Genomic DNA, 14,112 nt, shown 5'->3' with positions numbered 1-14,112 from the left:
AAAACCTGCATGGGGTATGCAGGCTGGGCGGGGAATGGGCTGTGTGGGCTCTTATCTCTATCAGGTGCTACGCGCGGGCGACGCTGCAATACGCTTTTTGGAGACCCTTGCAGGAGCGCCAAAAGGCGCGCTGTTGCGTGAAAAATTCTTGCCGGTCAGATAGAGATAGCCTGATTGCAGTTTTTGCCGCGCATCGCATCCTTTTTGGACTCCAACGCGGTCTGCGTGGAGATACTAAACACGTTCTTACGCAGCGATACCTCTGCATAGCCTGCTCAGGCAGGATTGAGTACCACATGAACCATCCCCGGCATCAGGTCATGGGCCCATGGCCATGCCTTGATCCAGCTGAAATACCATGCAGGCAAAGCGCGGTAATGGGGGTAGGGCAACCAATGCACCTGGATGCTGGTGCCAAGCCATTGGCGCAGCAAAAACGGCAGGTGGTTGGCGCTTACGCCCCAATGCATGGCTGGAATGCGGTAATGGCCGGTTTTCCAGAGGCCTCCTGGGCTTTGGGTGGCTGCAACGGTCCAGGCGGGCACGGTATCGAACATGCACTGCGCATTCGGGAAGCGTGCTGCAATGGCCCGCAGCAGGCTGCGCACTTCGTCTTCAGTGAAGTACATCATCATGCCTTGGGCGCTGACGAACAAGGGTGCGTTAAACGGAATGTCTTCCATCCATGTGGTCTCGCGTGCATCTCCGCTGAAGTGGCGCAGGCGCTTGGTGGGGGTGAGAAATTGTTCACGGAAGGCCATGGATTGCGGCAAGTCCACGCTCAGCCAGTTGACTTGGCCGTTGTCCAGACGCAGGCATTGCGTCTCCAGCCCAGAGCCGAGTTCCACCACCCAACCGCAGGGGTGCTGCGCAAGCCATGCACCCATCACTTCATCGAAGGCCAGTGCGCGTGCAGCGTGAGAGGAGTCGGGCGCGCCAAAGTGGCGCTCGAACGGGTAGTCGATGGCTTGGTAAATGCGCTCTGCATGCGGGTCGTGAAAGAACGCATCAGGCCGCATGGATTCGCGAGCCCTGTTGTGCAAGGTCCACAACATGGTTTCGGGAACTGCATTCAATGCAACGCCTGCCATATCACCTCCAAACAGAATAGTTTTGTGGGGGCTGTGCCAACGAGCCTGTTTTTTTGTGCAGAGAATAGCCTGAGTGAGGCCATTCGTCCATTTTTCCAGTGCCGCCATGGCGGTGTAGAGCAGGTCTCGGAGGTAATGCGACAATTACGTAAGCGTTCAGAAAAGACAGGTTACCTTCATGTTACCAACAGGCATACAGGATATTCATCTCGCACAGGAGCAACCCGAACCGTTTTATGTGCAGTTGCAGCGTCAACTGCAATCATTGATTGCCAGTGGTGTTCTTAGTGAAGGGAGCCACTTGCCGTCTGAGCGTGATTTAGCCGATGCACTTAACGTCAGTAGAACAACAGTTAAGCGTGCCTACGATGCATTACGTGAAGCGGATGTCATTGCTAGCGGAAATGGGCGTGGCGGCACGGTGGTTAAAGGTATGCCTCGTGTTAGCCCCGTTATGTCGCGCTTGAAAGGGTTTACGGAGGAAATGCAGGAGTTGGGCATGGAGCCCTCGACCCGCCTGCTTGGACTTGAGGTCGTGCATGAGCGGACGATTGCCAGCATTTTTGGCCGTCCTTCGAATGCCCCATTGCTGCATGTACGACGTTTGCGGATGGGCGATGGCGTGCCTATGTCTCGAGAGCTGGCGTGGTACGACTTGAGCTTGGCCCCTCAACTTGAAGATTGGAGTGGTGAAGGTTCCATTTACGCTTGGCTGCGTGAGCACTGTGGCATCCAGATGGCAGGAGCAGAACAAAGTATCGAGGCCATTATGAGCAGCAAACAGGAAATGCAAGCTTTTGGTTTTGATACTCCGATGCCTTGCTTATTGATCAAACGTAAAAGTTTGGATGTTGATGGGCGGATGGTGGAATATGTAGAAGGCACCTTCCGGGGCGATGCCTATGCATATAGGGTCCATCTGGCTGGTTGATTTTGATGGGGGAGCTAAGGCTACAGTAAATCCCGGGACATCCATGATGGAGTGACTGCAGATTTGCGGGGCGTGGGTTGAGATCTTGCAATAGCCAATCGGAAAATGCTTTCGCATAGAAATATGGGGCCCCACAAGCGGCGTTACCTGACCAAGGAATTCAAATGCATTGCTATGCGAGGTGATAAGCATGCTGAACGCTTTCGTTCCTTGGTTTACTGCGGTGCCCCTGCCAGCAGTCATCGATGATTTTCAACAGATCTTTTATGAATTCAACGTGTTAGTGACTTTTTGCGTTGTACGTGCCGCCACCCAAACATGCCTAATGCGGCTGCGAGAAGGCCAATTGCCCAGGGTGCATTTAAAGGGACAGGCGTAGCTCCAGTCGCCCCGCCTGGAGTGGTGAGGTCTGTTAAGCAATGGATCTGTATATCGGTGACATCTGCTGTCGCTTGTCCTTGACCATTGGTGACTGTGCAGGTTTGTCCTGTCGGTTGCGTTTGAATGGTGACGTTATAAGGATTGTTTGGTTGCACTGGTTGATTGAAACGAAAGGCAGTGGCGTTACTGGAGACGAACAGTACATTTTCGCCATTCGCCAGCGTGAGCCCACTTGCTGTTAAGCCTGTGATGCTGCCTCCGATGGTGTGGAGAATACCTGCCGCGACGATGATTTCAGCCCCATCTCCTTGGCCAGCGTCACTCCAAGCGCTGACGATGCATTTATCACCAATAGCAGCACCCTCAGGCAGGCGTACTGGGTTCATAGTGGAGGTTGTAAGCATGCCTAGGGAATTTTCGCAGGTGATGACATAGGCTTGGGAGCGCTCCAAGATGGAATGCGTGCCCATGTCCTGAGGCGGAGTGATATGCACCCATCCATGGGTGCCGTCGTGTCCGATGGCTGCGACCGTTGGTGCGGCGGGGGCTTGTGCAATACCGAACAGACCCATGGCTACTGCATTGTGAGCAGTTCCGCCGCCATCACTGAATAGGCGAACCGAGGTGATGTATTCCTCTGGCAGGCTGGTGTAAAAGCCGAATCCGGGGATCGGGTCAGGCGTTGCCGGATCATGTGTTGCAGTCACAGCCTCTACCAGTGGGCTGGTAGGCGCGCCCACTACACTGCTTGTTGCTATAGCTGTGATATTGCTGGTGGCGCTTCCGTTTGGACTTGCATAGACATGGAAAGCAGTAGTGCGCGGTGGTAGCGTAAGAGTAATGTCTGAACCAACGAATATTGGCCCACTGATCTGACTCTGCCAAGTTTGATCCCAAGTGCTCGGTAGGGTGTATTTGCGCAGCGGGACATTGGACGTGATGCTTCCGTCCACATGGTTTGGCAGGCCTGGGATGGTCGTTATATCCGTATAGTCGGCGACATCTGTCTGCATAGTTCGATCAAAAGGGATAACTGCTTTTGAGCCCACGCTGTTGATGGGTTGCGCTGCATCTGGTGCCAGCGTCCTATTGAATAACGCCGATTGGGCACTACCAGCCCAGCCCAGCATGCAAAGTGCAGCGACAGTGGCATAGGTTTTTGATGCTAACGGCGCCTTATTGACGCAATGAGACCGACCTTGAGATGGAATAGCTGCCATATGCTTTCGTTACTTTCTATTTGAATATTGGATTCTTTATGGATTCTTAAAAAGAATACCATAAAACAAAAACGCAAAGCAATGGCTTCATGCATGGGGAGCGTCGTGGTGCATGGGCATCTGTTGCACGGTTTTAGGCACGAAAGGGCCTGCCATACAGGCTGGATCACCCGGGATTGGGATTTATTTTTGGGGGTGTGCTTGGCTGAGGAAGGTGTTGACCTCAGTTTTGTGTGGCAGTGAAGTCAGAATGCCTTTGCGGCTCGCAGCCAGTGCACCGCAAGCATTGGCAATGGCCAGTGCTTGGGCCATGGACAGATTTTGTGCTAGGCAGGCGCATAACCCTGCGCTGAAGGCATCACCAGCACCAATCGGTTGAATGGCTTGCACGGTATGACCGTGCAAGCGCAGCACGGCGTTATCACGGCTGTATGCAACAACGCCATGTTGCCCTAGGGTAATTACCAGCCACTGTCCGGGCCAGTTGCGCCAAAGCTGTTGCAGCAATGGTGCCGGTAAGGTATCCAGTGGCTTCTGAGTAAGAAGCCCTAAAGTGAGTAGCAAGGCGCGAGCCTCACATTGATTGACGATCAGGATTTGTGTGCAAGCCAATAAACCATCACAGATGGTGGTCGGCCATGGGGATGGGTTGAGTATTGTGGTTACGCCCCATCTGCGCGCGCATGAGAATGCTTGACTGACTAAGTCCTGCGGCACTTCAAGCTGCGCATAAATGACCGCAGCCTTCTTGAGCAGAGGAATTGCTTGCTGCAACTGCTCTGTTGCGAGCAAAGCGTTGGCGCCGGGAAAGACGCTAACGCTAGTTTGGTTTTCTTTGCTGATTAAGCCACATCCTTGACCTGAGTATGTCCCCAAGCGGTGAATATGGGCAGTTGCCAGCCCTTCCTGTGTGAGCTGGTGCAAGACGGCATGGCCTGCCGCATCACTGCCTACGGCCATGAGGAGGTCTACTTGAGCGCCTAGTCGATGTGCTCCAAGCGCCACGGCGAGGCCTTTGCCAGCATGCTCATGAATGTATTCAGTAGCTTGTTGGCTTTCATCGCATCCTGGCAGTTTGGAGACAGTCCAGCAATGGGCCTGGACGAAGCTGCCGATGACGAAGAAACGCTGTAGCGAGACATCAGAAAGGTGTGGCATACCAAAAGCATACCAATTTATAGGCACTTTGTTGAAAAAATGTCTTGTTTTGGTGGTTGCTCTTTCAGAAAAGGCGCGGTTCGTGGTTTGAGGTGTCGTGTTCAGACTCCAGTAGCAATCGCACGGGATGGGGTGTTGGGGGATGCCCTATTGTCCTATTGCTTACTGAGAGAGTTGGTGGTTAACAATGATTTGTTCAAGCCAGCACTGGCCGTTTGTGGCTGGTGCGCCGCACAGGCGGTATCCTGTGGCGTACCAGGCTTTTCCTCCATTGCGGTAGCGGTTGTCGCTTTCGCGAGCATCGTCTTGCCATACTTCTTCTTTGAGTAGATCGTCCCAGTCTTTTTGCTTCATGGGGGCTGTGTTTTGTCCCAGTTGGTCGGTGGTTACGCCGGGGTAAATGAGAGAGCCGGGTGTGGCTTGGCGCATGGCCAGAGCTGCATCGCGCACGGCTGCGACATAACTGGTTGCGCTGGTACTTGCATCTATTGTTTCGGCGCTGCCATTGACGATGACTGCTGCAGGCGAGAGGTCTTGCAGGTTGTAGCGATGGATGTCAATGCCCTGTTGGCGTAACCACAGCCCCCAATAGAATTCGGCAAACTCTTGCACATTGGCGTTGTCATAACCCATGTCACGGGTGAGGTAGACCAGCGAGCGGTACGGGTCATCGGCCATAGTGTCCAGACCCAGCCGCTCTGGCAATTGTGCCGCAGTGATGGCCTGCCCTTGCGCATCAAAAAGCCAGACGAATTGGTTGTCTTGCATCAGGCGCCAGAACGATGCCAGGCTGTTGGTTTGGCTGAAGTTGGCTGCTACGCGGACGAAAACGGGCAACTCAGGGCCGCCATCGCTGAGTTCCCACAATGTGGTGAAGGTATGGTGGCCATCGGTCAAATACAACTGGCCATTGGGGCCAACAACAACGGTTTTAAGTTTGTCGGCCAGCACCGCGTCATCGCCGATAGTGCATTCAAAACCAGTTCCTTCGATTAAGGAGACGGTACGTTGCTCGTGGTTAATGGCCTTGCCACGACCTGTATCTTCGCAATAGTCTTGTGCACGCTTGAGCTCTGTCCGTTCGATTTGGCGGACGTAGTTGGGATCGCTTGGTTCAAAACGGTTCAGGTCGGGCTGCTTCCTGGCCAGATGGTAGTAAATCTGGTCGTAGCCGAGGGAGGCTTGCGTGGGGTGCAGGTCTTTAAGTTGAACCTTCACAACATCGCCCTCTTGCAGTGCGAAGTTGGGGGAAGCAACCACCTCGATCACACAGGCTTGCCCTGCGCTGAGTACAGCGCCGCTTTGGCAGGCTGTGGACTCAGGTGTGTTTTCTGGCGCAAAAAGGCGCAGGTTTTCTTGTGCGCCATCGATGGCTAAGCTTTCCAGTCGAACCGGTTGCGAGGTGTCATTGCGTACCAGTACCTGTTCACTGGTCTGTGTCTCAAGGTTGATGTGGGCGGGGCTGGTTTGCAGGCTGATGGTGCGTTGCAGGCGTTCTGCCAGGCTTGCTTGCGGGAGACTGATCGCACCCATTACCAATAAGGCAGCCAGGGCGGGAAGGCTCATCCAATGGCCGGCACCTTTGCGCTTGCCAATCAGCAATGCCGTGCCAATAGCCACTATGGACAAGAATAGTGCCCATGGCCCAACGGGAACAGGTGTTGCCGATGCAGCAAAGTACGGTGAAAAGGTGATAACCAATGATGGTGATGGCTGTGCATGGGCAGGAGTCAGAGCCAGGAGGCCGGCCAGTGTAGCCAGAGAGCTAATGAGATGACGCATAGTGGGGGATCGGGGATAGACCAGGCCGACACACTATGGAGATTTTTTGACACTGTGATGACAGATGGAGTTGTGGTGTGGCGATGAGGGCGCGCGAGGGTTACTGCGGTGGGCTCGCTTTATCAGCGGAGCAGCGTTATGTCCGATGCATTAACGAATGTCTCTTCTTACAGAGGATGTAAATGAAAAATAATGCAAATGGAGCATTTAGCCTACAGATTGAGTGGATTGACCCGTGCACAATCAACAAGCGAAATGGCTGTGTCTGACTAACCCGAAACTTCACTGGCGTATTGCACATCCAAGCAGGTTTCTCAGACACAATGCTCCAAAACACAATCAAGCCGTTGGTGCAAGGGCGCAGTGCAGCTGTGGCCTGAGTACTTTCGCTTACTAAGCAGCTTATTTCTATGCGAGATCCAGACGATACATTGTTGCCCTCCCTTTCCTCAGCGCCTGAAATGGATGAAGAGGTGACGGACTTGGCCGCGCGGATCGAGAAAACCGTGCGATCCAACATTGTTCAGTCGATACGGGCATTCAACCCTTCAGACTTGCAAGCGGTTGCGCAACTGTGGGGTCAGCATTTCTTATATGCAGAACTGGAAGAGGCCACGACCAAGCAGCGTATTCTTGAAGAGATTGGCAACCAGTTCCTGCTGTCGACGTATTTCGGGCGCAACTTGGATGCACTCTATGAATGTTTGACCGGGACTATTTCCAAGGCCGGAGCGCAGCCTGGCTTTATTGTGGTGCTGGAGCACATTCCAATCAGTGTTAAGTTCGACAAGGAAATGCGTGAGCAACTGCTCGATATTTTCCGCGATGCTGCAGAATTTTGGGCTGAGCGTAAAGTCCCGTTTCGCTGCTTCTATTCATTCTTCTAAGGGGTACCGAGGTCGTGCGTGTGGTGCGCCTCTGTACGCTTGCTGCGTTGCTGCGGCCTTGACTTTTAATTGCCTGAATCTGTATGAGTGAGCGTATTTTGATCGTCGAAGACGAACCTGCCATTGCGCAAACGCTGGCGTATGCGCTCAAGGCGGAGGGATTCGAAACACATTGGGAATCATTGGGTAAAGCCGCGTTGGCCTGTTTGCAGTTAGATGGCGCAAGCGATGCGGCTAATGCGCCTTTTGTATTGGTGGTGCTTGATGTGGGGCTGCCCGATACCAGCGGATTTGATTTGTGCCGCACTGTCCGCCAGCATTCAGACATACCAGTTTTGTTTTTGACAGCCCGCAGCGATGAGGTCGATCGCATCGTTGGCTTGGAAATTGGTGCAGACGATTACGTCTCTAAGCCATTCAGTCCACGTGAAGTGGCGTCACGGGTGCGGGCCATTTTGCGGCGTACCAACAAACGTCAGCCCCATGCAATGCAAACCCCTATTTCCACTGCCGCCGCCGTGATGGAGGCACAAGAGAGTTCGTTTGTGCATGACCGCGAAGGCTTGCGTATCGCATTTGAGCAGCAGTGGCTGAGCTTGACGCGTTACGAATACAAGCTTTTGGCGGTGCTACTGGCCAGGCCGGGGCGGGTGTTTAGCCGCAGCCAGTTGATGGACCAAGTATGGACCGATGCGGAGGAAAGCCTCGAACGCACGGTCGATGCCCATATCAAAACCTTGCGTGCCAAGTTACGTGCCATTGACGCTGGAGCCGATCCGATTGAAACCCATCGTGGCATGGGCTACAGCATCCGCGCATGAATTTCGCCATTCGACTGTTTGTTGGCTACTTCTTAATTGTTGGCTTGGCCGCATGGTTTATTTTGAGTTTCTTCTCGCGTGAGGTGGAACCGGGCGTGCGCCAAGGCACAGAAGATGCGTTGGTGGACAGTGCCAACTTGCTGGCTGAAATCGTGGCGCCGCAACTGGCTTATGGTGCATTGGCCCAAGGCGATTTGTTGCGTGCCATCAGCAGCGCCAAAGTGCGCCAACCAGCGGCGAGTATCCATGGAAACCTGAAAGACAGCATTGATTTGCGGCTCTACATCACCGATGCAAAAGGGGTGGTATTGCTTGACTCCGAATTCCAGGACGTGGGCAAAGACTTTAGCCGTTGGCGTGATGTTTACTTGGCTTTGGGGGGGCAATATGGCGCGCGCAGCACCCGTGACATTCCTGATGACGAGAACAGCTCGGTGATGTATGTGGCCGCGCCCATCGTTCATGAAGGCCGCATTGTGGGCGCCCTGTCTTTGGGAAAACCCACCAGAACCGTGCTGCGCTACGCGAATAACGCTAGGCAGCGTGTGCGTGAGTTGGGCTTGATTTTGTTGGTGGCATCAGGGGCCATCGGACTGGTATTCACGCTTTGGTTGAGCCACTCCATCAACCAGTTGCGCAACTACGCACGCAAAGTGGCTGACGGAGAGCCCGCCCAACTGCCCACTTCTGGCGGGCGACAATTGACAGAGTTGGCGCGGGCCTTAGAAAACATGCGCGAGAAGCTTGAGGGTAAACAGTACGTGGAGCACTATGTGCAGAGTCTCACACATGAAATGAAAAGCCCTTTGACAGCCATTCGTGCCAGCGCTGAGTTATTGCCCGGAGCGCCTGAGCCTGACCATGCCGCCTTTGTACAAACCATTTTGGAGCAGACCCAACGTTTGCAATTGGTGATTGATCGTTTGCTGGCCTTGGCACGCGTAGAACAGTTGCAGCAACCTGCAACTTCCAGCACGGTGTTGACGCAGCAATGGGTGCAGACGGTGGTGAATTCACGCGCTAGTCGCGCGCAGGGGAAGGCGATTGAGGTGCGCGTGCAGGTGCATCCGCAAGCACAGACGGTTGGCATCCACGGAGACCAATTTCTGCTGCATCAGGCGCTTGGCAATGTGCTGGACAATGCGTTGGATTTCTCGCCCGTGGGCAGCACAGTGACCATAGAGGTGGCATTGACGCAATCACCGGCACATGGAACGCAGCAAACCATCATGGTGAAAGATGAGGGCGGCGGCATTCCCGACTATGCGTTGGCCCATTTGTTTGAACGGTTTTATTCTTTGCCACGGCCTGAGACTGGGCAGAAAAGTACAGGTCTTGGCTTGGCATTTGTTCGTGAAGTCATGCGCATTCACCAAGGTGAAGTCAGTATGCACAATCGTCAAGACCAGCAGGGCGCGCAAGCCCAGTTGGTGCTGCCTGTCACGACACTGGCGGGTTCGCAAGCGTCAGCGGCACCCGTTGCACCAGCGGTCTAGGCTGCTACACCTTGAGCCAGCGCGAGTAGGTCCAGATTTGGGCGCGCAGCAAAAAGTAATAGGTCAGAAATTCAAACCCCTCTTCTATGACTTGTGCGTTTTTCCAGGCATGTCCAAAGCTGCCCAGTTTGCCTTCTGCTGCCGTCCCAAGGGTGGCGCAAATCAGCATACACAGCCCATAAGCCCAAGGCATCAAGGCTTTGCGTGACCACGCATATTGCAGCATGGGCCCAAGCTTGGCTCTATACACCAGCAGCAACGCAATGGCGAGAAGACCAAAGCCGATGGCTGGGATGGCTGGGCGGTAAGGCAAAACGTGGGAGCTGAAATAGGGGCCGCTGATGGCGTCCATACTGAGTGGTTCTAAAAATACCGCACCCCAAGAAAGCTCACGTCCCAGCATCAGTAGCCAAATCAAGGCCACTCCAAGCCAAAGACTGCGTTGCACATGGCTGCGTCGCAGTGCGAACAGAACAAGGGAAATTGCAGCCGAAAACCCCAGGACAACGTTTTGCAGAATTTCAAAAAAACCATTCTCCCAGCCAGCTTGCACAGGCAGACGCTGGCAGAGCATGAACAATACGGGGATGAAAACCAAACCGGTGACCAGTTGAGTGGTTTGCAAAATGCGGCTCACCCGCAGGGTTTGAGTATCCAACGGCCGTGGTGACCATGGATGAAGGGGGGGCTGAACCTGGTTTGTAGTCACGTCGTTTCCTTTGGGCTGTCGCGCAGGTGTTGCCATGGCTGCGGGCAGTGCGTGCCCATTGTATGTCCGCTCTGAGGTGCATTGAGTAGGCTGAAGGTGTTCTCACTAAGTGGCATTGCTTGCTGTTGGGGATGTGGGCAATTGTTAGCGACGCGATTGTTTTTGTCTCGTTTTGCCGCCTTGCAATATCGCTGTTTCTGATGTCGCGTAGTGTGGCTTGGAGCCGCGCCAACCCTGAAAAACTCAATGGGTATTTGCATTTTGAAAGAATAGCGGCATCGGCTGCAAAACACCTGTAGCCTTGCACGGCAAATCTTGCCCAGTGCATGCGGTTTTTAATTCAAGACTCTAAGGAGAGACAATGACATTAACGATGAAAAAGATAGGTTCGTTTTTTGCGGCCTTGTTCCTCGTCAGCCTGATGTTTGTGCACATTGATGCAGAAGCACGTCGCATGGGTGGCGGCAGCTCAGTGGGGCGTCAATCGAACAACGTGACGCAGCGCCAGGCCACAACGCCAACGACACCTCGCACGCCTGCTGCCAATGCCCCTGCACGCCCACGTAGCCCAATGATGGGTATTTTGGGTGGTTTGGCTGCCGGTTTGGGCTTGGCTTGGTTGGCCAGCTCTTTGGGCTTGGGTGAGGAGTTTGGCTCCATTTTGATGATGATTTTGCTGGGCTTGGTGGTGATGACCGTGATTGGTTTCATCATGCGTTCACGCAATCGTGGTGCCACGCAAGGCGCTTTTGCGGGCGGTGCTGCTGGCCAAGCCAACCCGTTTAGCGCAGTGGGTGGCAATGCCACGAACCGCTCTACCTCCGCATACAACCCCAGTAATGTGGGCAATGATGCATCTGCCCGTCCTTTTGAGCAGGCAGGTGGATCGATGATTGGTTCTGCATTGGCGGGGTCGCAGGCATGGGGTGTTCCTGATGGTTTTGATACGGAAGGCTTTTTGACTGCCGCAAAACGCAATTTTGTGAATCTGCAAAAAGCCTGGGATGACAGCGATCTGTCTTCACTGCGCGCCATGATGACTGATGAAATGTTGGTCGAAATTCGCCAGCAATTGGCTGAGCGTGATGCTGCCAACAGCGGCCGTCCTAACCACACGGCAGTGATTACTCTGGATGCGAAGCTGTTGGGTATTGAAGAACTTAATGATGTGTATATGGCCAGTGTCGAGTTCTCTGGCATGATCAGTGAAGATGCCATGGCCGGTCCAGCACCATTCCGTGAGGTTTGGAATATGACCAAGCCCAAAAATGGTGGCTCTGGCTGGTTGGTGGCCGGTTTGCAAGCTTTGCAATAAGCGCACTGCATATCTTTCATGCCCATTCATCTTGGGCAGGATTGAAATTCAGAGACAATGGGGACTATGGCAACACAGTCCCCATTTTCATTTCTTGGTAATCTCGCATCCAGCCTTGGCAAAAGCCTGACTTTGCCGCCTTGGTTGGTAGAGGAAATTCAACGGCGCATGGTCTTGATGGCCAACCATGTTTTGCAGCAAGAGCCGCAGGCACAAGAGCGGCTGATGACGCAGAAGGACAAAAGCGTTTACATCAGCTGGCGCCAATTCAATGCACAGGTGCGTATTACGCCTGCAGGTTTGTTGGATCTGGACAGCACCCACAGTGCCAGCGATTTGATGCTGGAGATTTCTGAACAGTCGGTTTCTCAATTGCTCAAAGGCGCAGTGAATGGCACAAAGCCTCCCATTCGGATTGCTGGCGACGTAGCCTTGGCTGGTGAGCTCAATTGGGTAATAGACAATGTGCGTTGGGATCTGGAAGATGATCTGGCTCGCATTATTGGCGATGTGCCTGCGCACAAATTGGCCCAAGTAGGACGCAAGGTGGCGCAAGAGCTGCGACGTTTTGTGCAAGGGGCTGCGGCGACCATGGATGGTTTTGCCGCCAAGCGCCATACGCAAGCGCCAACTTCAGCGCCAGTTGCTACGCCCGCTGCCAAAGGCGAGGCGCCAGGCCATTCGCCTTCTTGAGGGGCGCCTGTTATGTCGAAGTTTTTGCGTGGCTGGGTCATTTTGTGGACGGTATTCCGCTATGGCCTTGACGAGATGGTTTTGACCAACATCCGACACCCGAGTGTGGCTGTGTTGGCCAGGCTCTTGTCTTTGGGGCGAGATCTCAGTGCTCCACGGGGTGTTCGCTTGCGCGAAGCGTTGGAGCATTTGGGGCCGATCTTCATCAAGTTTGGGCAAGTGCTTTCTACGCGCAGAGACTTGCTGCCCCCCGATATTGCGCAAGAACTCGCGCTGCTGCAAGACCGGGTGCCTCCGTTTGACAGCGATGTTGCTGTCAGCACCATCGAGAAGGAATTTGGCAAACCGCTGGCAACGATCTTTACCTCTTTTGAGCGCACGCCGGTAGCCAGCGCATCGATCGCGCAAGTGCACTTTGCCACCTTGACCGATAAATACGGTCAGCACCATGAAGTGGCTGTGAAAGTGTTGCGTCCGGGCATGCTCAAAGTCATTGAGAAAGACTTAGGTCTGATGCACATGATGGCCAATTGGCTGGAGAAGGCTTCTGCCGATGGCAAACGACTCAAGCCTCGTGAGGTGGTGGCAGAGTTTGACACCTACTTGCATGATGAACTCGATTTGATGCGCGAGGCTGCCAACGCAGCGCAATTGCGCCGCAATATGGACGGCCTTGATTTGGTGCTGATTCCAGAGGTTTTTTGGGATTTTTGCCATACCCGTGTGATGGTGATGCAGCGCATGAAAGGCATTCCCATCAGCCAAGTAGAACGGTTACGTGAGCGGGGTGTGGATTTGGCCCGCCTGGCGCGAGATGGTGTGACGATTTTCTTCACGCAGGTCTTTCGCGATGGTTTTTTTCATGGCGACATGCACCCAGGCAATATCCAGGTCAGTACCGATCCGCGGAGTTTTGGACGCTACATTTCGCTGGATTTCGGGATTGTGGGCACGTTGACTGACTTTGATAAAGAGTATCTGGCACAGAATTTCACAGCCTTTTTTCGCCGTGATTACAAACGTATTGCTGAGCTGCACGTGGAAAGCGGCTGGGTGCCTGCCACTACCCGCGTGGCTGAATTGGAAGCAGCGATCCGCACCGTGTGCGAACCCTATTTTGACCGGCCATTGAAAGAAATTTCATTGGGTCTGGTGCTGATGCGCTTGTTCCAGACTTCCCGGCGTTTTCAAGTTGAGATTCAACCTCAGTTGGTGTTACTGCAGAAAACCTTACTCAATATTGAAGGTTTGGGGCGCCAACTGGATCCTGAACTTGATCTATGGAGCACGGCCAAACCATTTTTGGAAAAATGGATGGTCGATCAGGTCGGGCCTAAGCGTTTCTTGGCTGAGTTGCGCAATGAAGCACCAAGGTATGCACAGATATTTCCGGCTTTGCCACGTTTGGTCAAAGACTTTCTGGAGCAGGGCGCGCATGACAGAGAGCTTGATCTCAAGCGCTTGATCGAAGAACAAAAGCGCACCAATAAGCTGTTGCAATCCGTTATTTATGGTGCGGTGGGGGTGGTGCTTGGCGTTCTGGCGCTACAACTGTACTTGCGAGTGCAAATTTTTGGTTAAAGCTGTCAAAAAATCCTGATAATGCGCGGTCTGCGCATGAATCGCAG

At 53.7% G+C, this 14,112-nt stretch carries 12 protein-coding genes; 7 read left to right on the top strand and 5 right to left on the bottom strand.

Annotation, left to right across the window (positions count from 1 at the left end; translation table 11 throughout):
• Positions 1–275 precede the first annotated feature (275 nt).
• Complete coding sequence (locus E9531_RS15975; protein WP_211343467.1) at positions 276–1,091, bottom strand: class I SAM-dependent methyltransferase; 816 nt, start codon at positions 1,089–1,091, stop codon at positions 276–278.
• Between the two features lie 178 nt (positions 1,092–1,269).
• On the opposite strand from E9531_RS15975, the gene E9531_RS15970 reads away from it, so the two are divergent.
• Complete coding sequence (locus tag E9531_RS15970; protein WP_136574767.1) at positions 1,270–2,022, top strand: GntR family transcriptional regulator; 753 nt, start codon at positions 1,270–1,272, stop codon at positions 2,020–2,022.
• Between the two features lie 272 nt (positions 2,023–2,294).
• On the opposite strand, the gene E9531_RS15965 is transcribed toward E9531_RS15970, so the two are convergent.
• The 3 genes from E9531_RS15965 to E9531_RS15955 all read right to left on the bottom strand — a co-directional run bounded on the left by E9531_RS15965 (position 2,295) and on the right by E9531_RS15955 (position 6,563).
• The gene (locus E9531_RS15965; RefSeq protein WP_136574766.1) at positions 2,295–3,416 is read right to left on the bottom strand and encodes a hypothetical protein; all 1,122 of its coding nucleotides are present in this window, start codon (positions 3,414–3,416) and stop codon (positions 2,295–2,297) included.
• A gap of 390 nt (positions 3,417–3,806) precedes the next feature.
• A complete protein-coding gene (locus E9531_RS15960; RefSeq protein WP_136574765.1) occupies positions 3,807–4,781 on the bottom strand; it encodes a PfkB family carbohydrate kinase in 975 nt (324 codons plus the stop codon).
• Between the two features lie 162 nt (positions 4,782–4,943).
• The gene (locus tag E9531_RS15955) at positions 4,944–6,563 is read right to left on the bottom strand and encodes a ParB/Srx family N-terminal domain-containing protein (protein ID WP_136574764.1); all 1,620 of its coding nucleotides are present in this window, start codon (positions 6,561–6,563) and stop codon (positions 4,944–4,946) included.
• A 410-nt stretch (positions 6,564–6,973) separates the two neighbouring features.
• Here E9531_RS15955 and E9531_RS15950 point away from each other — a divergent pair, with 410 nt between their 5' ends.
• From E9531_RS15950 to creC, 3 genes are all read left to right on the top strand, one after another.
• Entirely contained in the window at positions 6,974–7,450 is a 477-nt protein-coding gene (locus tag E9531_RS15950) for a barstar family protein (RefSeq protein ID WP_211343466.1), read from the top strand.
• Between the two features lie 83 nt (positions 7,451–7,533).
• Positions 7,534–8,271, top strand: a complete 738-nt coding sequence (gene creB, locus E9531_RS15945) for a two-component system response regulator CreB (RefSeq protein ID WP_136574763.1) — start codon at positions 7,534–7,536, stop codon at positions 8,269–8,271.
• Complete coding sequence (gene creC / locus E9531_RS15940; RefSeq protein WP_136574762.1) at positions 8,268–9,767, top strand: two-component system sensor histidine kinase CreC; 1,500 nt, start codon at positions 8,268–8,270, stop codon at positions 9,765–9,767. Before creB ends, creC begins: the two co-directional genes overlap by 4 nt.
• A 4-nt stretch (positions 9,768–9,771) precedes the next feature.
• On the opposite strand, the gene E9531_RS15935 is transcribed toward creC, so the two are convergent.
• Entirely contained in the window at positions 9,772–10,476 is a 705-nt protein-coding gene (locus tag E9531_RS15935; protein ID WP_136574761.1) for a hypothetical protein, read from the bottom strand.
• 373 nt (positions 10,477–10,849) lie between these two features.
• Here E9531_RS15935 and E9531_RS15930 point away from each other — a divergent pair, with 373 nt between their 5' ends.
• The 3 genes from E9531_RS15930 to ubiB all read left to right on the top strand — a co-directional run bounded on the left by E9531_RS15930 (position 10,850) and on the right by ubiB (position 14,065).
• A complete protein-coding gene (locus E9531_RS15930; protein WP_136574773.1) occupies positions 10,850–11,791 on the top strand; it encodes a Tim44 domain-containing protein in 942 nt (313 codons plus the stop codon).
• A gap of 66 nt (positions 11,792–11,857) precedes the next feature.
• Positions 11,858–12,484 (top strand): hypothetical protein, encoded by a 627-nt coding sequence (locus E9531_RS15925; protein WP_211343465.1) that lies wholly within the window; start codon positions 11,858–11,860, stop codon positions 12,482–12,484.
• Positions 12,485–12,496: 12 nt separating this feature from the next.
• A complete protein-coding gene (gene ubiB / locus E9531_RS15920; protein ID WP_136574760.1) occupies positions 12,497–14,065 on the top strand; it encodes a ubiquinone biosynthesis regulatory protein kinase UbiB in 1,569 nt (522 codons plus the stop codon).
• The last annotated feature ends 47 nt before the right edge of the window (positions 14,066–14,112 follow it).

It is taken from the genome of Lampropedia puyangensis, assembly GCF_004833285.1.
Classification (GTDB): Bacteria; Pseudomonadota; Gammaproteobacteria; order Burkholderiales; family Burkholderiaceae_C; genus Lampropedia; species Lampropedia puyangensis.
This window is presented reverse-complemented; position numbering and strand designations above follow the sequence as displayed.

Coding starts and splice junctions, on each gene's coding strand:
- creB (WP_136574763.1), top strand. CDS start 7,534: ATGAGTGAGCGTATTTTGATCGTCGAAGACGAACCTGCCATTGCGCAA.
- creC (WP_136574762.1), top strand. CDS start 8,268: ATGAATTTCGCCATTCGACTGTTTGTTGGCTACTTCTTAATTGTTGGC.
- E9531_RS15930 (WP_136574773.1), top strand. CDS start 10,850: ATGAAAAAGATAGGTTCGTTTTTTGCGGCCTTGTTCCTCGTCAGCCTG.
- E9531_RS15950 (WP_211343466.1), top strand. CDS start 6,974: ATGCGAGATCCAGACGATACATTGTTGCCCTCCCTTTCCTCAGCGCCT.
- E9531_RS15925 (WP_211343465.1), top strand. CDS start 11,858: ATGGCAACACAGTCCCCATTTTCATTTCTTGGTAATCTCGCATCCAGC.
- E9531_RS15975 (WP_211343467.1), bottom strand. CDS start 1,091: ATGGCAGGCGTTGCATTGAATGCAGTTCCCGAAACCATGTTGTGGACC.
- ubiB (WP_136574760.1), top strand. CDS start 12,497: ATGTCGAAGTTTTTGCGTGGCTGGGTCATTTTGTGGACGGTATTCCGC.
- E9531_RS15965 (WP_136574766.1), bottom strand. CDS start 3,416: ATGCAGACAGATGTCGCCGACTATACGGATATAACGACCATCCCAGGC.
- E9531_RS15970 (WP_136574767.1), top strand. CDS start 1,270: ATGTTACCAACAGGCATACAGGATATTCATCTCGCACAGGAGCAACCC.
- E9531_RS15955 (WP_136574764.1), bottom strand. CDS start 6,563: ATGCGTCATCTCATTAGCTCTCTGGCTACACTGGCCGGCCTCCTGGCT.
- E9531_RS15960 (WP_136574765.1), bottom strand. CDS start 4,781: ATGCCACACCTTTCTGATGTCTCGCTACAGCGTTTCTTCGTCATCGGC.